Raw genomic sequence first — 22,779 nt, 5'->3', positions numbered from 1 at the left:
AGGTAAAGTGTAAAGGTTCTTTAATTATTTTGATGCATCATTATCCTTTTGCTTTGTTCCTTTGTTCTTAAATTCCTTTAGGAATCATAATCTTCTTCGGATCGTTCTCATCATACATGATCTCAATGTTTCCATATTTAGGGACAGAAGAAAGATTTAAAAGGCTAACAACTTTCTTAAAGACTGCAATATGTTCAGTTCCTCTGAAATCTTTAAAACTCACCTGAAACATAATCTGCGGCTGATCATTTACCATAAGACCAGTCTGGCTTACACTAATGATATGGGCTTCCGCATTTCTTCCTGAGAAGAGGATCCGTTCTTCTTTTTTATTTTTAAAAAGCTTACTGATCAACAATTGGAAAACCAATATATAAATCAGAGTCATCACTCCACTGAAAATAATCGGGTGCATGAAGGTCAGAAACCTCCAGCCAAAATCGAAGGATTCCCGCATGTAGAAATAATAATATAATCCAGTCACATAAGCAAGTAAGAATACAATGAATGCAACTCTTAAAATGATTCCAAAGGAATTAAAACCAACTTTCTGATCGCTTAAAATAAAGTAAGGTTCCTGTGACACTTTGGGATTCAGCAATACTTTCACCTTATTTCCGACAGCAAATCTTTTTTCCTGTGGTTTGGAATCGTGAAACATCATTTGATGTTCAATTAATGTATTTCTAAGATTAGGAAATGAAAGAACGATCTGAATGACATTCATATTGGTTTTCGGAATGTATTTCAGAAGTTTATAATCAATGATTTTTCCTTCTCTCGGAATTCCATTCCTTAGTATAGACTGGATGGTACTTTTCTCCTTAAAGGTTTTGATGAAAAGAATATTAATAAAGAAGGCAATCACATACATCCATATGAGCAAAGAAAAACCGAGATACCCATAGCTCACGGCTAATGAATTTCTCGGTTCTGTTGCGAGTTCCTCCCCCATCATATAAATGAAAATCGGAAAAGGAGCGCAGAAAAAAAAGAAAAAAGCTCCCCAGAAAATGATCATGAATTTCATAACTGTTATTTTGTGTGGTCTGATAAAGTTATGATATTATTATGAAATGACTTCTTTTTATACCTCTTTTTCGAAATAAAGTCTGTAATATTTTCCTTTATCATCTTCACCCATTTCAATTTTTTGTCTGTCTCCGTGGATGTATATGTGGAAGTTCTTATCTAATTTAATGATACTCTTAAAGTGTCTCTGTGTCTTTTTTACCGCTGCTTCACTGATCGGGAATTCTTCAGCGATATTCACCTGCATATCCTGTTCGTAATCTGTTTTAAAGTTCACGAAACTTTCAATTACATGTTCGTCACCCAATACTTCACTGGCAAATTCATCCAGTTTAAACTCTTCTTTTTCTTTGAAGAAATTGATAGATTTATTAAGGAAATCTGCCTGATCCGCTTTGGAAACTTCAAATTCCTGAGGAAGCTGTTTTGTGATATAATCTTTATAAACCATCAAAGCTTCCTGCGTGTGGAAATATTCGTCATCACGCTGTTTTACTTTCAGGAAATCTTCGAACCAGTAGTACATATCTCCGTTTTTGTTGTTGTCAACTACAGAAAGTATGTATCCGGTTTCTTTATTATTGTTATAAATCAAAGCGGCTTTATCAATTTTGGATAAACCAATTCCCTGATCTTTTTCAATGTCAAATGTTTCTTCTGCAGGATTTATTTTCAGGAAAGATTCTCTCTTCTCTGTTTTAAAGATCCCGATTTTATCTACCTTGTCCGGACGGTCACTTTCATCTTCAAAAAGAACGATAAAAAGCTCTCCACTCTGAACTCTTGGGTTTTCTGCGGCTTCAAAAAGATGCTTTGCAATATTCTCAGATTCCCAGATGAACTTGGACTTGTCATCAAAAATCTCAGATACAGCACTGTACACCGGATTATTGACCAGGTAAGTATCACTATAAAAATGGAAGGTTTCTTCCGATTTAAAAGAACCTAAAAAGTAGTCTTCAAGCATTTCTGCCATTCCTTCTTCCAGTTTCAATTCCTCCTGGGAAATCGTCAGGGAATCCCCATTGATCTTATTTCCTACTCTGTGTACTATTATTTTTGAAAACATTTTTCTGAATATTTGGACTGCAAAGATATTCATTCTTATCCTTATTGCGAAACTTAAAAAATGTCATTTTAGAGAGAGCTGAGTTTTTAACCACCCCGTCAAATCTTCAATTTGCCACCCCTCCAAGGGAGGGGAATTATCAGTCAGTCATTTGTAATAGGTTTGTGGAAGAAGTTTTGGTGACTTTTATTTTCCAAATTGATAAAAACCTTATCATTTTGACATACTTTTTTGTTTAAAAAATTCAACAATAAAGACACAACGCACTTAATATCAACACATTAATTCTATTTCTTTTCTAACGGAATATCATTGGTATCATCATTTGAAAACATAGAAAAATGGACTTAAAAACTTTAAACAGAATAGACAAGCTCAGAAGATTAAAAAGCAAAGGACCTGAAACTCCAAAATGGCTGAAACCTTATCATATGCTCTTTTTTGCTTTTTTAACCATTTTCATCTTTGGTGCGATCATTAAACTATTAGAACACAATCCAAATTAAAATATAATATTATGAATTATCTGCAAGCCGTAAAGGAAATCACAGACGTGGTTCCCGACTTTGAAAAAGAAGTAAAAGAAATTAAAATTCAAAATTCATACAGCATCATCAGAACTTTTACGGAACGTATTAAAAATATGATCCGCCAGAATGACAGAAATCTGCTGTTCAGAAGTTTACAGAAAATGGACAAAATATACACTGACGGAGATACGGTATTAAAGAACGCTATTGAAACTACTTTTATCTATTCTCTGGACAATTGTACTGCTTTCTGCAGTGAGGAATACAAAAAAGTGATTTTTAGTCACATTTCTGCCAACCTTCAGAAGGTGTATTCAAGACAAATTTACAGTCATGGCATATAACGGGTTTGTTACATTTTTCATCCGTTTCATTACAAAGTGTTTAAATTAAACAAAAATTAAAATAACTCACAATCAATAGATTATGAAAAATAAAATAAGAAGAATTTCAGACTGGAAAACCTGGAAAACTACGTCAAACAGACACAATACAGAGATATTACTCACTCACATAGCAGTGATCCTAGGAGTTTTTATTTTTGCAGCCTGTCTTTAGATTTTGGTATACATTTCGCTGCACTAAAAAGTGTTTGAAAAATTCTTAATTATGATGAAAGTAAAAATGCAAACTATTAATAAAAAAATAGCTGTTGAATACTTAAAATTTTTCTATCCGCCACTTCGCAATGAAATCACCCAGTTGTCTGTTCAGGACAATTTCGCTGGAATCATGCAGGCTACCGTGAATTATCTGAAGAATCTTTTACAGGAATCTAAAATCAGCATTATTGCCCATCACCTTAAACTGATGGACTCAATCTATAAAAACGGTGATTCTTATGTAAGAACCATGATTGAAAATCTGTTTGTAAGATCTTTTGAAAGTTTCAAAAAACACGCAAAGATTCAACATTGGAAACTCCTTTATCAATATATGCCTGTAAGCTTCCAGATCATTTATAATGAGCAACAGAAGCAGGATATGATATATTTTGGAAAATAAATTAAAGCAAAAGGCGAAAGGGTAAATCGAATATTTACCTTTTCACCTTTTTATTTTTTCCCTATTAAATATAGCTTCCATTTTATTTTGTTTCACTGTTACGTGTGAAACCTCTATATTTTTGTAACAATATACCCATGAAATACTCTTTTTATGCCCTGATGATGGCACTCTCATTGATCTCTTGTGAAAATAATGACACTACGATTGATGATCCAAGACCTGTTGATAAAAGTCTTTACCAGTTTCAATTTAAAAGCTATGCTGTAAAAAATACAGTTTTGTACAAAGGATCAAATGGAGAAAAATCTACACCGGATGAATCTTACCTCAACAATTATTGGAGCTTATATCAGGAACCTGCCTGGAAAAAAATAAGCCTTGATCTTAAAAACAAAACCATTAAATTGTTTTCCGAAACCTCATCTACGGATTTCACTTATAGTTTTACGATCGTCAATGACTCTGTACTGATCAAAGAGAATAACAATAATAAGCCAAGTTACATTGGCGATTTCAATAAAAACACCTCTTCATTCACGTTAAAAAGAACGTACAGATACGTTAAAAAAGTACCCCGAAACGACCAGGACGCACTATTAATTACTAAAAGTGCCCATTTTGGGACCACCCAATTCGAAAATATTTTTGGAAATATATTTACGACTCCCTCCGAAATGATAAAAGCAGGAGATCAGGTTTTGTGGACTAATATTGAATATTCTTATAAAGAATTGTAGTTATATCCTCATTTCTTAATTATTAAACTCTAAAAAACTTCCCATCTTATTAAGATCCGGGAAGTTTTAATTGATGAACTTCCTATAATAATATATTTCAAAGATCGTTTATTGGTAAACCATACCATGAAAATAAGATTTTCACTATTCCTTCTGTTACAAATATACTTACTCAATGCCCAGACTTCTGACCAGCTAAAACAACTTATTGACCCTATTGATAAAGGATATTTCGACTTAACACTTAAAGAGGATTATAATACAGAAGAGTATTCCAAATTATCCGAAATGTATAATGAGATTGATAAAACAGCAACCAATGATGAACTATTTTATTTGGCATTTAACGGAAGTACTTTTATAAGAATCAATGCAATATCTTCTCTTATAGATAGAAATGACAAAAGGATTGTTGATTTATATCGTTATTATTCCAAGTTTACATTAATCTATTATCAAAAAATGGGATGTATTATTATGCCTCAGGATATGGCATTAAGCAACATACGGGGAAATGTTATGTCTAAAATCAAATATTATGAAGACTATGAGTATATGAAGGAACAAAAAGATTTGGAACTGTTTTTTTCCAATGAAGACATTGAATACTATAAAAAATTCAAGGTGAATGATTTTAAATCGTACTTGAAAATATTTGATGAAATTGACAAAAAATTTATTCCGTTAAGAATAGAAAATAATGATTCTATTAAAGAAATATGGAAAGATAATAAACTTCAGATGACCTCATTCTAAAAAGTAAATCCCGGGTAATATTCCCGGGATTTTATTTCTTATTTCTTCACAAATACTTTCTCTATGGTCTGTGATTCTTCATTAGTAAGTTTTGAGGTTTTTCCCAACTTGGCAATGAAAGACTTTACTTCTTCAGGGGTTGCCGGCGATCCCAGATTTTCTCCTTTGTCATCAAAAGAATCTGCCAGTACTTCTCCTTTTGGACTGAGAACCAGCCAGAAAGGAAGTCCTGCATTTCCGCCTTTATATTTATTCATAAGTTCCTGTCCGCCTGGATTTTCAAGGTTCTTCTTATCTCCCCTTTCCTGAACGTCTACATACGCTGTGACAAATCTTTTATCAAAAATAGGTTTGGTTTCAGGAAGATCCATATTTTTTTCCATCATTTTACACCATTTGCACCATGAAGCATGGAACACCAATAAAACATTCTTCTTTCCTGCTTTAGCTTCCGTGAAAGCCTTATTTAATACAACATCTGCTTTTTCCTGTGCTGCTCCCAACTGAAACAGTAAAAGGCTGACAACGATAATAATTTTAGAGTATTTCATTCTGAATTTTCATTTAAAATCAACACGAATTTAGGTATTTAATCCTTCATTTATTTTATTTAACTTTAAATATTTATAAAATGATTGAAATAAGAAAATATTCTAATCAGGCAGGACATGCTGAACCTAGACGGGTCATTAAATATACCTTGTTCTGGTGCCATCATGGAACCGCTGAAATTTTGATTGATGAAAATATCTTCACCTTGAAAACAGGTCAGACTGTAACCATTACTTCGGGACAGTTTCATCAGTTAAAATCTGTGGAAGGAGAACTTACTGCATTAGAATTTACCCTGGACTTTTTCTGTAAAAGCGATAGTGATATAGAACTTATTTTTCACAACGGGCTCTTTTGTCATTTCGGGATGAATGAAATCATTACCATACAGCATCCTGCATTTTTCTCTGAAATGCTGAATACTATTGAAAAAGAAATTCAGGAGCAGCCTTATCAGTATCTGATCTCGACCCATTCTCTGGTGGAACTGCTATTGGTAGAAATTAACCGCAGTAAGATTGCCAATGGTGATGAAATTTGGAAACCGGATGCTTTATTTTTAAAGTTCCTGGAAAGTGTGAGGGATAACTTTAAAAACAATTATCAGGTCTTTCATTTTGCAGATTTTCTTGGAACCACTGAAGCCAAACTGAATGAGGTTTCAAAACTTCACACCAACAAAACCGCTCAGAATGTGATCTACAGTCTTATTATTTCTGAAGCGAAGAGACTTTTACTTTATGAAAAACTTACCGTAAAAGAAATTGCTTACCTTCTTGGTTTCAATGATCCTTTCTACTTTTCCAATTTCTTTAAAAAACATACTTCCCGTTCTCCAAAAGATTATCAGAAGATCGTAAAGGAAATTTAAAAGAAGCCAGATAGAAATCAGGTGCAAAGTTGGGGCTAGGCAAAAAAATGTAGTAATCACCTTATGAAGCAATATAAATATCCTGTTGCTTAGAAAGAATCAATGAAATTGATTCCGCCTTTGCCTCCATAAAAATATAATATCAACTTCTTAAAACTTTGAATCAGTCTTAAAAGTTGGAGAGGTCTGTAATTCTGGATTTTTATAACACTCAAAGATTTATTTTCAATTCCGTTTTATCTTAAGTGAGCAAAGAAATGAATCGATATTCAATCGATTCTGATGAAGCATGTGTTTAAAGCTATACTATAATTTATAACTAAATGTCAATATACTGAATTCTCCACAGCATTTGAGACTAGTCCAGAATTTTTATACATCATCACTTCCAGCTTCCAGCCTCCAACTTCCATCCTTCTGCTTCCCTCTTCCATAAAAATATTCTATGCTTTTCCCGGAATTGTCTATTCTTTAGATGACGGCTTTCACTGAACTTTGTACTGTAATTAAGACCTAAAAATTATACGTATGAAAACTCAACAGGATGCCGCTATTTTTTTATTAAGAATTACCTTGGCTTTCGGATTTTTATCTGCTGTGGCAAGCAGGCTGAATCTTTGGGGAAATCAGTCTTCCGGCTGGAACAATTTTGTTAAATATACTGCTGAAATAAATTCATTTTTACCACAGTCGTGGGCAGCTGGTATTGCCGTATTATCTACCACCGCTGAATTGTCAATTGGAGTGCTGCTTCTTTTGGGATTTCAAATAAAAAAGACAGCATGGTCTGCCTCTATTCTCACCCTATTTTTTGCGGTTGCGATGAGCATTTCTTCGGGTATTAAAGAGCCTTTGGATTATTCTGTCTTTGTTTTCAGTGCCGCAGCATTTCTCCTGAGTACTTTTTCCCGTTACGCCTGGAGTTTAGACCATTTTTATAACAATAACAATTAAAATTTACATAGTATGAACACCAACATCCACGATTACATCGTAAAAACAGAACAGAAAGAATGGCAGCCTTTAATTGAAAAAGGGATTCATTATGAAGGTATTTTTGTAAAATCTTTAAAATTTGATCCTGAAAACAATCGCTCAACCAGTATTCTTTTAAAATTTGAACCGGGAGCCAGCTACCCTTATCACAACCATCCTGCAGGTGAGGAACTGTTTATCATGGAAGGCGATGCCACTATTGCAGGAGCCACACTTGAAAAAGGAGATTATTTATACACTCCACCTAGCTTTAAACATTCCGTGAAATCGGAACATGGATGCACCATTCTTTTTGTGATCCCTGAAGAAGTGGAAATTCTTTAACCCGTTATTAAAAACAAAACCACCGTAAAAGATTTACGGTGGTTTTGCTATAAAATATTTTTGGTCTTGAGCTGAAATATTTATTTCAACACTGTTTTGTTTGATGATATGGGTGTAAAATCAAATAAAGTTTTTTTCTTTCTTATGATATCCAACAAAGTCTGCACTGAAAAGGTGAGAATAATATACAGTACGATGAGCACCGAAACATAACCAATTTCATGCTGTCTATACCCAAAAATTCCTTTTCCCCAAGAGATCAGTATCCATTGAATCATATACATTGAGGTTAAATTTTTGCTGCAGTATTTTAGAACACGCATGAAGCCATTTTCTTTACTATTTGTCGTTATTCTATTGATCAGCCATAAAAACAGTAATGTCCAGCCTGCAAAATAAATTACTCCTCCAGGTCCCATATGATAAAAACCGTTGTAATTATAATCACCATAAAGAAAAACCAGCGGTGCTCCTATGGCAATGAACAACAGCCCCACATACAGCATATTTTTAAATATCTGTTGGATATTGTAGTTTAATTCCTGAAACCACTTACCGAAAAACATTCCGATGATAATAAAAGCCATCCATGGGAAAACAGGAAAATAGACATATGCCGGATAATCCGTATTGAAAAGAAGATCCAGAACATAATTGATCACGGGATAGTCCAGATTAATTCCGCTCACTTCTCTGGATATCAGGGCTACAAATAAGCCTATAGCCAGCATAATATATTTATTTTTCACATATTCTCTGATAAACCCAACGAATAATAAAGACATCCCTGCAAGCTGTAAAATATCACCCAGCTGTACCAAATATACATACTGCTGTTCTATAGGAGCATGCCATCCGTATTTTTGGATAAAATTATCGGGAGCAAAATTAAAAATAACAGGGACCATAAACTTCATAAAATTCATGAACAGACCTGCAAACACTAATAAGACACCTCTTTTTAATGCACTCTTAAGGCTTTGATGGCTGGAAGTCATGAAGGTGATTCCCATACAGATCAGGAAGATGGAAGTTCCTCTTCCGAGAAAAACAATAAAACTGCCAATGGCTGTTTCATATTGTGATTTGACATTGGCATACACCAATAAGGTATGTATAATGATCATTCCGAGAACACTTATACCTTTTATTAAATCCAGAGTCAGGATTCTTTTGTTTTGTTGTTCCATAGTTTTTAGTGGAAATTGTGGATTAGATGGATAAAATTGTAGTCATTATTATTTCTTTACACTATATTTTTATTTATTCTAAATAAAAATCAAATATACAAATTAAAATCACTTTTTATAATCCATTATGTAATTTTCATAAACAATTAATAATTAAACATTTAATCCAACAGTAAAGAACAATAATGATCTAATATTCATCCCTATTCTATCTTATAATTATCCATTAAATCTGTACAAAAATGAAATGATTAAAGCACTTTAAATAAAAAAACTCTTCCGCTTGGAAGAGTTTTTTATTACAGTTATGATTTAGATAATTCTGGTGGACGCATTTTGTATTTGTAACTATTCAGTGTTTCAAAAATGCTACGATATCAAAAACTTCGTCATCTGTCAGATTCAGTGTTTGCTTTAATCGTTACAAAATCATTGGCAGAAAACATTTATTTCAGAGTATAAAGCATAGGATGTAAATAACATGTCATTTACTAAAGTGTCAATAAAAAAGATAAACCACACAATAGAGTAATTACTCCACACAAAAATGATAAAAACACAGAAACCGTAATCAAATAACATATGATGTATATGTGATGTATGTATGATGTATATCAAAACACGCAACAACCTGGAGTATATCCTTACTTTTATTTGAAGAAATATGATTCAATAAAACGCAAGGATACACTGTTCTTTTTATGAAATACTCACAGAAAAAGAGATATTAATTTATTTTAATTCTAAATTCTTATATATTATGAAAAAAAAATTATTACTAGCAGGCTTGCTTACCACCTTTTCCCTGGTGGTAAAATCACAAGTGGGGATCAATACAACTAATCCTCAGGGAGTATTTAACATTGATGGAGTAAAAAATAATCCAACAACAGGAATCCCGACAGCAGCTCAGGCTACAGATGATCTGGTAATGACTTCTAATGGTAATCTGGGACTGGGCCTTACCGCTCCCGGCACCACCCTGGATGTGAACGGAGCCATTACCAACCGTGAAACAACACTGGTTGTTACTGGTAACGCAGCTACTATTCCAGCTAATATAAGCCAGGTACAGCTTACCGGTGCTGCTACTGCAACAATTGCTATTACGGCGCCTGCTGCCCCCAATGCAGGTCAGCGAATCGTTGTTTTTAATAATACAACGGGAGGCTTTGGTGCTACATTAGGTGGTGTTACCATTCCCAATGGTAAGGCTTTGGAATATGTATACAGTAACTCTGGCTGGAGATCTACGGATGGTGGTGCTGTAGGAGCTACTTCCATTAATATTTATAATACAGATGGTACACTTACCAGTAACAGAACGGTAACACAGGGTGCCAATACTCTGGCATTTACCGGAACCCAGACCAATGCATTTTCCGTGGATGGAAATACCTTATCAGTAGATGCTGCCAATGACCGCGTAGGGCTTGGTACCGCTACACCTGATACTAAACTTACCATCAGTACACCCGATAATAGTTTCGGTTTGAATCATACCAATGGTACAATCAATCTGAAAACGTATATTGGGGGAGGATCCGCCTACTTTGGAACTACCACACCCAACAACCTGCATCTGGTAACTAGTAATAGTATAAAGATGACAATTACTCCTTCTGGCAATGTGGGGGTAGGAACAAGCATTCCGGATAATTCAGCTTTGCTGGATCTTAATTCAGCTACCAAAGGATTTTTACTTCCAAGAGTATCATTAACATCAATGACAGATGGAGCAACAGTTCCGTCACCTGCAAAAGGATTGATGGTTTACAATTCCAACACGGCATTAACTCCTTATGGAGAGGGAATTTATTATAATTCAGGAACTTCCGGAGCACCCAGCTGGAATAAGCTGGCCCCTCAGAAAAGTGATTTTGTCTTATCACAGGTAGTGGCCCTTGCAGCAACAGCACCGGTAGATCAGGCTGCTGTGGGAGCAGGCAACATTATAGATAATATAGATCTTGGCTTAAGCGCTACGGTAGTGGTTCCTGCTAATTCTACTGCCAAAATATTAATGACCTACACTGTTCCTATGGGCACTTTTCCTATAAATAACAGTAATACAGTTGTTAATGGATATTTTGGGATTCGTTTTGTTAAAGACGGAGCGGAAGCATCGGAGGGTTCCCGAAAATATTCTGTCCCTTATTCTTCTTCTGGTTCGCATATGCTGAGTGTATCAGGGAGCTTTTCAGAAACTGTTGTTAACAGCGGATCATCACCTCTGAATATAGTATATACACTGAATGGCTATGTGGAAGGAACTGCAACTGGTACCAGGTTTAATATGTTCGCTTCATCCGGATCAAACTTCAACTGGGGTAAGGGATCCTTAAGCGGAACTATATTTGTTAAAGCAAACTAGCACAAAAAGAGTACATATAATCATAGAAAGGTCTCTTGAGGTAGCTCAGAGATCTTTTGTTTTTATGAATTTAATTTTTACAAGATCATAACATCCAAAATCAGTCATCCTAATTGAAATATAATGTTTTCTTAATCTTTGCTACAGATTATTAGTAAAGATTAAGGCTTACTATCATAAGTATCTTTCCTGATTTTATAAAAGAATTCTGCCTAAAAAGGTTTGTCAGTTTTCGTATTTGAATTCCACAAAAATAAAAACTCTTCCGCTTGGAAGAGTTTTTTATTACAGTTATGATTTAGGCAATTCCGGCGGGCGCATTTTGTACTTGTAACTGTTCAGTGTTTTCAAAAATGTTACAATATCAAAAACTTCGTCATCTGTCAGATTCAGTTTTTCTACCATTCCTGATTTGTGAGGAAATTTCGGATCATTGAGCTGATCTGCTTTGGGTATTTCTCTGCCCATTCCGGCGTTATACATCATGACGATATTGGCCAGTTCAGGGAAAAGTCCGTTATGCATATATGGTTTATTTTCAGAAACCTCTCTCAGTGTAGGGGTTTTGAATTTTCCTACGTCTTCATTTTTTTTAGTAACGATATATCTTCCCAGATCTTCATATTTCCTTCCGTAGTAGGTGAGTCCAAGATTATGGAACTTCTGGTCAGAAAAATAAGGGGTGTTATGACAGTTGATACAATTTGCTTTTGTTCGGAATAAATGAAGCCCGTTAATTTCAGAATCCGTTAAAGCATCTTTTTTTCCGGAAACGAATTTATCAAACTTTGATGGCGGACTGATGAGCGAACGTTCAAAAGTAGCAACAGCCTTTGCAATTTTCTCTTCAGTCACTTCCCCATTTCCAAAAGCTTTGACAAAGAAAGGTTTATAATCTTTAATTTTTCGGATATTTTTTGTTGCCATTGACATATGAAGATTCATTTCTACAGGATTTTCAATGGGAGCTTTTACTTGCTCTTCCAAAGTTGATGAACGACCGTCCCAGAAGAATGTTTTGGCATATCCTATATTCACCAGAGTAGGTGCATTTCTGGTTCCAGTCTGCCTGTCATGACCAAAAGAAACTCTGCTTCCGTCTGACCAGCCTATTTCGGGATTGTGGCAGTTGGCACAGGAAATCTGTCCGCTTTTAGAAAGTCTCGGATCAAAGAACAACATTTTCCCTAGTTCCATTTTATCTTCGGAATAGGGATTATCTTCAGGAAAATTCATTTTAGACAAAGGTCCGATATCCTGAAAACCTTCTTTAGCTTCATCAAATAAGTGAGCAGCCGGCCATTTGCTCTGGTCTCCACTGCTGTATAGCGTACGAAGTTCTTCCACGGTATATCCCGTAGGGTCATTAGAAGTATAACTTAGTAAACATATTATCCCGGCAATTGCCAGAAAAGCAATATATCTGTCTTTCATTATTTTTTAATAATAAACATTCAATCCTACTAGGGCAACATGATTAGCTCTGCCATTGTAGTCAACTTGATTTTTATAAGTACTGTTCATCAGCCAGATCTGGGAAAAACTTGCAAACAATTCATACCTTATTTTGTTCTGATCAAAAATATAATTTGCATTAAAATTAAGACCAATTTTAGGTGTTGCATCATACGCAAAGTCCGGCTGTGCTATTTTAGTTGCAAAGATATTCTCTTTTGTGCTTTGATAAGGCTGATAATTGAATTCTTTTTCCAAAGGAACATAAAGATTTTGAGAAAGACCAATAGCCAATTTATGAGAAGATTTTAAAGCAAATTCTTTTTCAGCTCCGAGTCTGTAATTGAAAAAAGACAATTTTCGATCCATTACTACAGACAGATCTTTTACACGATTTTTCCCATAGGCTGCATCGAAAAGAACCTTGAACGCCTCATTTTTATGATTAAACCAGATCAGGCTATTCTGCCAGGAAAGATTCTTCTGCTCCAGACGGTATGATGTGTAATCCAAAGGATAATTGTAATTGGTATCCAGCTGATCCTGATACGTCATCATAGAAGCCCATTTTTTCCCATTATAATTTTCTAAAAAGTTAAGGTAGAAGCTATGCAGCTTTGTTTTCAGCCCGGAATATTTTGTATAGTCTTTCTGCCAGTTATAGTTTGCATCCTGATATTCAAAAACTCTGTAGAAGCGTTCAATAAGGTTTTTGTAATCATATCCGGCAGAAAAATGAGTATTATTACTATTAAAGGCATATTCTCCGCCCGAGATATAGCCTCCCATTTTATATTCAGAAGTTTTATATTGGGTAATTCCGATATACTGATTACCGTAGCCTTCGTTATAACGGATATAAATACTATCATTCGCAGGTACATTTCCTTTCATATTCACAAACATGATATCATTTCCTTTGTAATGATGCACATAGCTCAGTTTTCCAAATAGAGCGTGCTGCTTCCAGTTCAACCCTAATTTTGCAAAAGCTTTGTATTTATAATCATCTACTTTGGGTCTCGGATCTGCATTCTGACGATAAGATTTAGCATACATTCCTTCTCCTCCCAGCTGAAGAATGACTGGTTTTACCGGATTATAGGCAAACTGTCCGTTGATAAGATAACTCTGTTTCTGCCATTTTGCCGAACGGGAAACCCAATAATAAGAGGGATTGTAAATAAAGGAAGAATTGTTCGTTCTTTCATCGCTGAGGATATAAGGAACATTATCTTCGGTTGTTTTGTCTGCTTTAAGTCTTCCTGATAAAGCGATCTTATTATTAAGCTTATATACTCCTTCAGACAGAAAAGTAAAACTTCCGGTCTCTTCAGGAGTCTGAACTCTTTTAAAATTTTGCTTTGTTGAAGAATATTGAAAAGTTGTCCTGGAAAAATCCAAGGGCTGAAAAAATGAAATATAGGGATCATTGATTCTAATATTCTTTTCTACAGCACTTATATTAATACTGTCTAACTGAGTTGCCTGAGCATGAAAGAACTGAGTGCCTGCTACAACCAATCCCAATATACTGTATTGAAAAACTTTAATTGTCTTATTTTTATTATTGTGCATATCCTCTAGGGTTTGCTTTAATCGTTACAAAATCATTGGCAGAATTATTCGTATCCTGCAATACTATACGTCCATTGGTAATTTCCTTCGTTTTTCGGATTACAGAAAATCCGGTAAAAGTAGCTTCAGCCTGTCCCGCAGCATTAACAATAAATGTTCTTGAGGCATCTATATCTGCCGGAAAGTCTTTTGGTGCTTTTTGTTCTTTGTCTGTAATATCAATTCCGTCTATGATATAGTTCTTAGGAATTTGCAGAAATAAAGTTCCGGTTGGAGCTTTAGGTGACGCCACTTTTTTCCAGCTTGCCACTTCTGCATCGGTTGCTCTCAGAATTCCCAGCCCCAGCATTGAAGTTACATTAAGGATTAAATCATTGGATGCAATACTCCAGTATGATACCAGCATATCCGGCACCAAAATATTCTGGATATCCCATGCAAAAGGTTTCTTACCAATACTTGTATTATAATCACCCATATAGGTTTCAAAATCTGCATGGCTCAGGTCTACTGTTCTGTCAGGTTCCTGTATCGCTACACCAGTACCGTTGATATCATCAAAAGGCATTTTATGGTTGATAGCGGTTTGAGCAACCACAATACTTTTCCCAGGCAAAATAGGATACTGATTTCCGTTTCCTGGTATTTTAATGAATATATTGGAATATACATATGCTGTGTTTGCCTCAGATCCGCCGCCGGCAGTTTTGCTCCAGTCGTACTGGCCATTCGATAAAGTATAAGTAGTTGGATTATTATTCGTATTCCCCTCCAGAAATACCAGATATAAACCGTCAGCATAAATAGTCTGATCAGAATTGTTGTGAATTTCAATAAACTGATCTCTGAAATTGGCTCCTAATTTCGTATCCGAGCCTGCATAATAGTACTGTTTGATTACAAGATCTCCTAAGTTTCCACTGGTGATTCGGACCAATTTTGAAGAAGTATTGGCATTAATGGTTACTTTTTCATCAAACCCTCCGAAGTGTACAATTTCATAGCTGGTTTCTTCTCCAATCTGTTGTTCATATTCATTCTGCTTCAGTTGCAGTTCAGCCTGAACACTATAAGTTCCCGGCAGAACAGCATCCAAAATCAGTTCACCATCTGCATTTGTCTTTCCTATAATCTGATCTTCTGTTGCAGAGTTTTTCAGAATCACGGTTACATTGGCAACTCCTTTATCGGAAACGGAAGGATATTTTGAAGCATCATATTTTATATTTATGGTAAACGGAACAGGTTTAATCTCATTATTACCAAAGTCATCATCTCTGTTGCATCCTGTCAGAACAAGGACAGGAAATAGGAGTAATAGTATGAATTGTTTCATTATGTTCAAGTTTATTTTTAGTAGTATTAAAATCGGTATGAAATATTTCCTCCAAACGAGGTAGATGTAAAGTTGCCGTATACAGCTCCTCTTTCGTCGTATGCTTTTAAGTTGAAAACATTACTCACATAAATTGAAAGTCTGAAGCCGCTCAGGAAATCCTTGGTAACTCTTAAATGAATATTATGCAGGGTTTTGTTATATAAACCTGAAAGTTTTTCATCGGAAGGTTTCAGGAAGAGTCCCTGATATTTTGGATTAGTACGGTCATTTTCCGGAATCATCTGTGCCTCTCCGTCATGTTTGATATACCCTATCGGATAAATATCATTCATACCATTCAGGGTTCTGTCTGAAAGGAAATGATCTGTTCTCAAACCGATAATCAATCCTGATGAGGCCAGGTGATAGTCAAAACTGAAACTTGCTCTGGCCATAGAACTTTTGTTTCGGGAATCGTTATAAATTCCATATTCATAGTCTTTATCTGCAATCTTAGGAGCAGTGATCTTGTAAAGACCTTCATCTTTATGGCCGGAAGTTTCTACATAACTGGCATTGAAACCTATAACAAGATTTAAAGCTTCGATCTTTTTGAAACTTGCCATCAGCTCCAGTCCTTTATCTACGGACTGATATCCGTTAACGATTCTGTTTTGGAGATAATTAAATTTTTCTGTTCCTATCACTTCAAAAGTAGGTACTTCTGTTCCTGAGACATTGACATTTACTTTCGCTTTATCCATAATTTTATGAACACTTGCTGTGGTAAATCCATCAAATAATCGGTTGTAATAAGCTGTAAGGTTAACTGTTGCAAAAGGAAATCTGTAATCCATTCCTACTTCAGTTTTCCAGCTTCGTGACGGTTTCAGATTGGCATTATCTCCCGGCGTAACAACAGTTTGCATGATAGCAGCTGAATAATATCCCGGCAGACGATAATCACCAAGAAGGAAGTCAAAATATCTTGGTGCTGTGTAAATCTGATTCAAAGAAGGAGCTTTGGAAGTGAGCCCAAAACCTCCTCTTACAGAAAATTTTCCCATTTGATACGAAGTGTTTACCCTTGGGGAATAGGTAGAATATGAATTCTGCAGATCGTAACGAAGTCCCAGATTGGTTCTTAAGATATGTTTATTCGCAAAAGCTTTCGTAATATTATCCTGGATATAGAATGCATATTGTTTGGATGCAAAAACATGATCACGATAATTAAAGTCTCTCATTCCGTTTGATCCCTGACCTGCAGCATTAAATGTTGTAAACTGTCCTGCAGTTCCGTAACGGCCTTTTCCGAAGTTGTTTCCATATCTGAAGTTTGCTCCGATGCTGTACATATGAACCCATTTGGAAGCTGTCACTTTACTTCCGTTCACACTTAAATCAGTGAAAATAGTAAGTGGTTTACCGTCTGAGAAGGCTTGATTTTCATAACTTGGGGGTGTATAAGGAGCGTAATAAACACCATCAGTGGTTGAATTTCCATAAGGACGGGCTCCCTGGTTAAGCCAGAATCTTCTCTCCGTAAGCTGCGTTGAATAGCTGACCCCTACATCTGCACTGACCGTTCTGAAAAATGGTTTGCTTCCGTTTCGATTAAAGTTATAACTTATATTATTTCCTAATGAAAAACTCTTGTTATCTACATTGATAATCATTCCGTCCAGATCATCAGGATCTCTTTTCCCTTTGCTGGTATTGGTAGAAAACGAAGCTGAGAATTTATTACTGAAACCGTTTTTATTTTTTGATGACCAAAGGAAATTGACATTTGTTCTGTCATATCCTACCAGACTGGTTCTTGGATCAGAAAGTGAATTCATATAGCCCACAGATACATTCAGGGCATTGTTGTTTTTAAGCTTAAATCCTTTTGTAACCCCTACCTGGTAAGTTCCATCTCTGAGCGATGCATCCAAGCGGAGTGGTGATGCTTTGGCAATGGTTGTAACCTTGATAAGTCCTGAAGTTAAATCTCCATATTTAGCATCCGGAACCCCTTGTATTACTTCAATACTTTCAATATTTTCAGTCGAAATTTCTCTTAAATCGACCCCGTAATTCGGTTGGCCTGGTGTTAAATTTCCTCCATTGGTAGAAGTACTAAAACTTATCCCGAAGGGGCCGCTGTTTGCAGAATCATAGCTCTGCATATTTTCATTATTGGATAAGGCAATATCGTTGACCATCAACTGTACACCAAATGCTCTGTTTCCAAAATCATCTCCACCGGGAATATTACCGGATCCTGTTACAGATGATCCGCTTGCTGTTCTGAAAACGATATTTTTAAACTGGGTATTGTCAAATTGTTGTACATATTGACCTGGTAACTGTTGTAAAACATCTCCGATAGAAAATGATTGTAAATTTTGAAGGGCTTCCTGCTGGATAGCAATTTCAGAAAACTGTTTTTTTCTGGCGGTAAGCTGTACGCCTTCAATTCTAATCGCTGGTTTTTCTAAAAAATTTTCTTTGGATGAAATGAATTGTATTTTAAGCTCTTCTCCTTCTTTTAGAGTGATTTTTTCTTTTTTATTGTCGGCATTCAGAAGGGTTATCTGACAACTTCCTTTAAAAGTCAGAGTCTGATCTTTGTAGACCAAGTCTTTACATTTTTCCATTTCTCTGGTCAGAAGTTCTCCCTTTTTAAGTTGTCCATCATGATAGAACTCTACATTCTGTGCAGACAAGAAACCTCCTGCTGTTAAAAAAACAGCACCTGCTAATAACGATACTTTCACCCTTAAAATATTTAGGCCGCAAAATTAATTATAATTATTCTAAATAAAAAGTAGGTTATTGAAATTATTAAAGATATTTTAATGTAAAATAAAATAATATTCATCCGATCTATTTTTATGAGTATTTATATACGAAAAACCCCGCGGTAAACTTTGTTTACCGCGGGGTTGATTTATAATTAAATGTTAGTGTTTACATCTATTATTTTACTTCTTCAAAAATAACTACACATGAAAATCAACAAGTTAAAATTTAAAGATACAAATAAGATACAAAAAATAGCAATATTTATAATTAATTATTCAAAAATTAATCATCTAAAGTAATCCAATTTCAAATTGTTAATTTCAGATTTTAGCTTTTTGAATCCATAATTATTTCTGAAAAATTTCGCTTATGCTTATTTCCAGTTGGCGACTGATGCCTTCGAGGAGGTGAAGCAGTGCGTGTGGGATGTTTATTTAGTAATTTTATAGAGGTAATTCGTTTAGTATTTTCTTTTGCATTCTCCAATTCGGCAGAAACCTATCCATCAAGATAATAAAGTTCTTGTTATGATTTCTTTCTAATAAATGAACAAGTTCGTGCACAACAATATATTCTATGCAGTCGATTGGTTTTTTCACCAATTCAATATTAAACCAAAGCATCCGTTTTTCAATACTACAACTTCCCCATTTGGTTTTCATTTTTCTGATACCAAAATTGACATCTGTAATATTCATTACTTTAGCGTAATCGGTAATTGAGTTTCCAATTTTTGCTTCTAATTCTCTTTTGTACCAATTATAAAGGGTATTGTGTTTTTGCTCCAAAGTAGCATTTGGTATTGCATAGAGTTCAATTGTATTATGTTTTAGAATTAATTTTGGGCGATTAGCTTCAATAACTTTTAGTAAATAACGCTTCCCTAAAAACTGATGACTTTCTTGAGTAATCATTGATTTAGGCTCTTCACGCTCTTGGCTCCGGATTTTATCCTGCTCTCTTTTAATCCAGCCTAACTTTGTAGCTGCATAAATCTTGATTTTTTCCAAATCATAAAAATCAGGAGAAGCAATTGTGACCTTTCCGTAAGGTGGGTGTACACTTAAATGCAGGTTTTTTATTGCTTTAAAAGTGACTTCTATATCTACCGAACCGATGTGTAAAATTTCAGTGTTCATTAATATTCGTCTTTATGAGCTTCAATGATTTTATAAATTTCTTCAACCTTACTTACGTCATCTAGCACATCAAAAATAGCCTTCTTTACCAACTTTTGCTTTGCCAAATTTTCTCTGAAACCTTCTTGCTTTGCATATTGAACTTTTTCTTCAAGTACCAGTGCCAATTTCTCGTCTCCATCTAAAGTATGGTACAACGCTACCTTACCCTTTGTATTTAGTGATTTTGGAATATCATCTTTCTTGCCCTTATTAACTCGACGGATGACCTCCGCCATCTCTTTCAAATAATCTCGGTAATTGATAGTCTCTTGTTTTCTGCGTTCAATCAATTCTTGCAATAAAACTGACATATGATCGAAATATTTAGGATCAAATAAATGATCTTCGACAATTTTACTTCGGACATTATTTTCGATCACCTCAGCAACCGCTTCCTGATTACCTTGGATCTCTTTTGGCAAGCTGTCAATAGCTTTTTCCATATCCGTTTCAAACAAATCTAATAAGGAAATATTCTCAAAAGAAGAAATCACTTCAGATTCTTCAGCTTTAATATATGTATCTATCAGGAAACGCATATCCGCTTCGTAAGCTTTTAAATCAATCGTCTCACCGGATGCAATGCGAATGATTTCACGAAGGTTTAAATATTCATCCAACTTATCATTAAAACGTTTTATTTCTGCATCCGTAAATTCTGCTTCAATAAAATCTGCTTTTACATTTGAATAAGCTCTGATGTATTCTACAATAGCTTTGTACAAAGCCATACGTTTATATTCTGTAACTTTTAAATCTTCCGAATTTTCTGTATTGCCGCAGAAGTAATGAATGTAGGCTAAATCATTTTTTGGAGAATCAACATTTTCACAAATGCTTTCTACTGTTTCCAATGCTGTGAGCAAACGGTCTTTAGCTATTTTCAGACGGTCTTTCAATTGTACGCTTACCTGCTCTTCCGTAAATCCTTCGCTGTCCAATTCAGAAGTATAAACATTGATTGCATCGGTTACATTGCCAAACAGCTCCATATAATCAATGATGTATCCGTAATCTTTATCATCAGTATCTAGACGGTTGACTCTGCAGATTGCCTGAAACAAAGTATGATCCTGCATTCGCTTGTCAATATAAATGTAGGTACAAGGTGGCGCATCAAAGCCTGTCAATAGCTTAGAAACTACAATCAGCAGCTTCATTCTTGCTGGTTCTTTACGGAAACTATTTTTGGAATCCGTTTCGTAAGTTTCTGTTTTAGATTTATTTCCTTTTGCGCTTACATTCTGTAAAAGATCTGTGTACGTTTTATAAATAAACTGCTTATCTGTTTCGCTATCTGTTCCTGTATCTTCCAATGTAACATCCCCAGCATTTGGATTGTAAGAGGTGATGATAGCACATCTATTTTTAAGTTCAGTATTTAAAAATAAATTATAGTATTTACAAGCCTCATAAATACTGGATGCTACAAGAATAGCGTTGCCATTTTGGGACCTCAATCGTGGTTTGACAGAAAAATCAACAACAATATCAGCAACAATTTTTTCCATTCTGCTTTTAGAGCTCAATACATTTTGCATTGTACCCCACTTCTTTTTAAGCTCATTCTTCTGGAAATCATTTAAGCCAGCGGTCTTTGCTTCAAACCATTGGTCTACTTTGGTTTGAGACGTAAGATTTTGTTCAATAGAACGACCTTCATACATCAGATCTTTCACAACTCCATCTTCTACTGCTTCATTAAATTTATAGGTATGAATGTATCTTCCAAACACATCCATCGTTGTTTTCTTATCCTCTTTTAATAATGGTGTTCCTGTGAAACCAATAAATACAGCGTTATGCAAAACTGCTTTCATTACCTGGTTCAGTTTACCACTTTGCGTACGGTGGCACTCATCAATAAAAACAAAAATCTCTCCCTGTGTTTTTACAGGATTGTCTTGTAAATCTTTGATGAAAGCATTAAAATCAGTTTCTGTTTTATTACCAAACTTATGAATAAGCGAACAAACCAACCTAGGTCTTGAAGAAGTTAAAAATTGCATCAATTCTTTTCCTGACCTTGTTTTAGCCACATCGGTTTCGCCCACGTCTTTAAATACCCTTTCTATCTGGTCATCTAATTCTGTTCTGTCAGTTAAGATGACAATTCTTGAATTGGCAACATTTTCCAAAATCCACTTACCCAGCATTACCATCATCAATGATTTGCCCGAGCCTTGGGTATGCCAAATAATACCACCTTCTTTTTTACGCACAAATTCCTGTGCTTCTTTCAAAGCAAAATACTGATGTGGACGAGGCAGTTTTTTAACACCTGCATCGAACACTACACCGTTGTACATGATATCAAGAAGTCGCTCTTTAGTACATAATTTTTTAAGATACTTATCTAATTTATAACCTTCATTATCTGTTTCATCTTCTTTCCACGACAAGTAATATTTTGATTGGGTCTCTATTGTTCCATATTTCAGTCCCTGCGTATTGTTTCCCGCCATCAATAATTGTACAGTCGTATAAAACCATTCGTTGAACAGTACTTTTTGATTGGAAATAGATTGGTTGATGCTCTCCGAAATATCAGTCGTTCCTCTTTTTAACTCCAGAATTCCAATTGCAATCCCATTGATATATAAAACGACATCCGGACGGCGGTTGTTTTTACCTTTCTTGAGCGTCACTTCTTCTGCAAAGCCAAATTCATTTTTATCAAAATCATTCCAGTCAATCGGAAAAATGGTATCAAATTGCTCACCCAAATCCGGTCTGGCTTTCACCCCATACCGCAACAGCGAGTACATCAATTTATTGCGATGATACAAATTACCCGAATTGGTAGTTGCCAAATCATAAACTTCTTTTACGGCTTTATCTGCCAAAGTTTCTGAATAGCCACGCTTCATCAGATTCTTTTTCAAAATATCAACTTCTACGTTGCTGTTGTGCTCTCTTTTTTCCCAGTTACCATAATACGTGTAACTTAATTCTTTTTGGAAAAGTTGGATGATGCGATTTTGGGTGATGCGTTCTATGGGGTTGATCATAGTG

20 protein-coding genes are annotated in these 22,779 nt (G+C 35.1%); 10 read left to right on the top strand and 10 right to left on the bottom strand.

The annotated features are described in order from the left end of the window. Window positions 1-67 precede the first annotated feature (67 nt). A complete protein-coding gene (locus tag JOE44_RS22895) occupies window positions 68-1,030 on the bottom strand; it encodes a hypothetical protein (RefSeq protein ID WP_209787959.1) in 963 nt (320 codons plus the stop codon). A 57-nt stretch (window positions 1,031-1,087) separates the two neighbouring features. Beyond that, entirely contained in the window at window positions 1,088-2,101 is a 1,014-nt protein-coding gene (locus JOE44_RS22890; RefSeq protein WP_105681800.1) for a nucleoid-associated protein, read from the bottom strand. 341 nt (window positions 2,102-2,442) lie between these two features. Between JOE44_RS22890 and JOE44_RS22885 the strand changes: the two genes are divergently transcribed. From JOE44_RS22885 to JOE44_RS22865, 6 genes are all read left to right on the top strand, one after another. Further along, window positions 2,443-2,607 carry a hypothetical protein gene (locus JOE44_RS22885; RefSeq protein ID WP_245169846.1) on the top strand — a complete coding sequence of 55 codons (165 nt, stop codon included), beginning with the start codon at window positions 2,443-2,445 and terminating at the stop codon, window positions 2,605-2,607. 11 nt (window positions 2,608-2,618) lie between these two features. After that, complete coding sequence (locus JOE44_RS22880) at window positions 2,619-2,975, top strand: hypothetical protein (protein ID WP_209787956.1); 357 nt, start codon at window positions 2,619-2,621, stop codon at window positions 2,973-2,975. Between the two features lie 82 nt (window positions 2,976-3,057). Next, window positions 3,058-3,189, top strand: coding sequence for a hypothetical protein (locus tag JOE44_RS25315; protein ID WP_262497573.1), 132 nt, complete (start codon window positions 3,058-3,060; stop codon window positions 3,187-3,189). 51 nt (window positions 3,190-3,240) lie between these two features. Then, entirely contained in the window at window positions 3,241-3,636 is a 396-nt protein-coding gene (locus JOE44_RS22875) for a hypothetical protein (protein ID WP_209787953.1), read from the top strand. A gap of 137 nt (window positions 3,637-3,773) precedes the next feature. Continuing rightward, window positions 3,774-4,376, top strand: a complete 603-nt coding sequence (locus JOE44_RS22870; RefSeq protein ID WP_209787951.1) for a hypothetical protein — start codon at window positions 3,774-3,776, stop codon at window positions 4,374-4,376. A gap of 126 nt (window positions 4,377-4,502) precedes the next feature. Continuing rightward, window positions 4,503-5,132: a hypothetical protein gene (locus JOE44_RS22865; protein ID WP_209787947.1), complete on the top strand. Its 630-nt coding sequence runs from the start codon at window positions 4,503-4,505 to the stop codon at window positions 5,130-5,132. 38 nt (window positions 5,133-5,170) lie between these two features. On the opposite strand, the gene JOE44_RS22860 is transcribed toward JOE44_RS22865, so the two are convergent. Then, complete coding sequence (locus tag JOE44_RS22860; protein WP_209787944.1) at window positions 5,171-5,683, bottom strand: thioredoxin family protein; 513 nt, start codon at window positions 5,681-5,683, stop codon at window positions 5,171-5,173. Between the two features lie 80 nt (window positions 5,684-5,763). On the opposite strand from JOE44_RS22860, the gene JOE44_RS22855 reads away from it, so the two are divergent. From JOE44_RS22855 to JOE44_RS22845, 3 genes are all read left to right on the top strand, one after another. Continuing rightward, complete coding sequence (locus JOE44_RS22855; RefSeq protein ID WP_209787941.1) at window positions 5,764-6,555, top strand: helix-turn-helix domain-containing protein; 792 nt, start codon at window positions 5,764-5,766, stop codon at window positions 6,553-6,555. 528 nt (window positions 6,556-7,083) lie between these two features. After that, window positions 7,084-7,509, top strand: coding sequence for a DoxX family membrane protein (locus JOE44_RS22850; protein ID WP_209787939.1), 426 nt, complete (start codon window positions 7,084-7,086; stop codon window positions 7,507-7,509). A gap of 12 nt (window positions 7,510-7,521) precedes the next feature. Continuing rightward, on the top strand, window positions 7,522-7,875 hold the full coding sequence (locus JOE44_RS22845) for a cupin domain-containing protein (RefSeq protein ID WP_209787936.1): 354 nt from the start codon (window positions 7,522-7,524) through the stop codon (window positions 7,873-7,875). 80 nt (window positions 7,876-7,955) lie between these two features. Here the strand turns inward: JOE44_RS22845 and JOE44_RS22840 are convergent, their stop codons facing one another. After that, on the bottom strand, window positions 7,956-9,065 hold the full coding sequence (locus JOE44_RS22840) for a heparan-alpha-glucosaminide N-acetyltransferase domain-containing protein (RefSeq protein ID WP_209787932.1): 1,110 nt from the start codon (window positions 9,063-9,065) through the stop codon (window positions 7,956-7,958). A 760-nt stretch (window positions 9,066-9,825) separates the two neighbouring features. Between JOE44_RS22840 and JOE44_RS22835 the strand changes: the two genes are divergently transcribed. Further along, the gene (locus tag JOE44_RS22835; RefSeq protein WP_209787928.1) at window positions 9,826-11,439 is read left to right on the top strand and encodes a hypothetical protein; all 1,614 of its coding nucleotides are present in this window, start codon (window positions 9,826-9,828) and stop codon (window positions 11,437-11,439) included. Window positions 11,440-11,730: 291 nt separating this feature from the next. On the opposite strand, the gene JOE44_RS22830 is transcribed toward JOE44_RS22835, so the two are convergent. From JOE44_RS22830 to JOE44_RS22805, 6 genes are all read right to left on the bottom strand, one after another. Next, entirely contained in the window at window positions 11,731-12,873 is a 1,143-nt protein-coding gene (locus tag JOE44_RS22830) for a cytochrome c peroxidase (RefSeq protein ID WP_209787926.1), read from the bottom strand. A 6-nt stretch (window positions 12,874-12,879) separates the two neighbouring features. Then, window positions 12,880-14,472 (bottom strand): DUF6850 family outer membrane beta-barrel protein, encoded by a 1,593-nt coding sequence (locus JOE44_RS22825; protein WP_209787924.1) that lies wholly within the window; start codon window positions 14,470-14,472, stop codon window positions 12,880-12,882. Continuing rightward, window positions 14,462-15,808 (bottom strand): DUF4876 domain-containing protein, encoded by a 1,347-nt coding sequence (locus tag JOE44_RS22820; protein ID WP_209787922.1) that lies wholly within the window; start codon window positions 15,806-15,808, stop codon window positions 14,462-14,464. Before JOE44_RS22820 ends, JOE44_RS22825 begins: the two co-directional genes overlap by 11 nt. Window positions 15,809-15,834: 26 nt before the next feature. Next, entirely contained in the window at window positions 15,835-18,555 is a 2,721-nt protein-coding gene (locus tag JOE44_RS22815; RefSeq protein ID WP_348635062.1) for a TonB-dependent receptor, read from the bottom strand. Window positions 18,556-19,026: 471 nt separating this feature from the next. Next, window positions 19,027-19,722 (bottom strand): SprT family zinc-dependent metalloprotease, encoded by a 696-nt coding sequence (locus JOE44_RS22810; protein WP_209787920.1) that lies wholly within the window; start codon window positions 19,720-19,722, stop codon window positions 19,027-19,029. Next, window positions 19,722-22,775, bottom strand: coding sequence for an HsdR family type I site-specific deoxyribonuclease (locus JOE44_RS22805; RefSeq protein WP_209787918.1), 3,054 nt, complete (start codon window positions 22,773-22,775; stop codon window positions 19,722-19,724). Before JOE44_RS22805 ends, JOE44_RS22810 begins: the two co-directional genes overlap by 1 nt. Window positions 22,776-22,779 lie beyond the last annotated feature (4 nt).

Source organism: Chryseobacterium sp. PvR013, assembly GCF_017833095.1.
Lineage (GTDB): Bacteria > Bacteroidota > Bacteroidia > Flavobacteriales > Weeksellaceae > Chryseobacterium > Chryseobacterium culicis_A.
The sequence above is the reverse complement of the archived record's forward strand: the minus strand, read 5'-3'. Positions and strand labels throughout refer to the sequence as shown.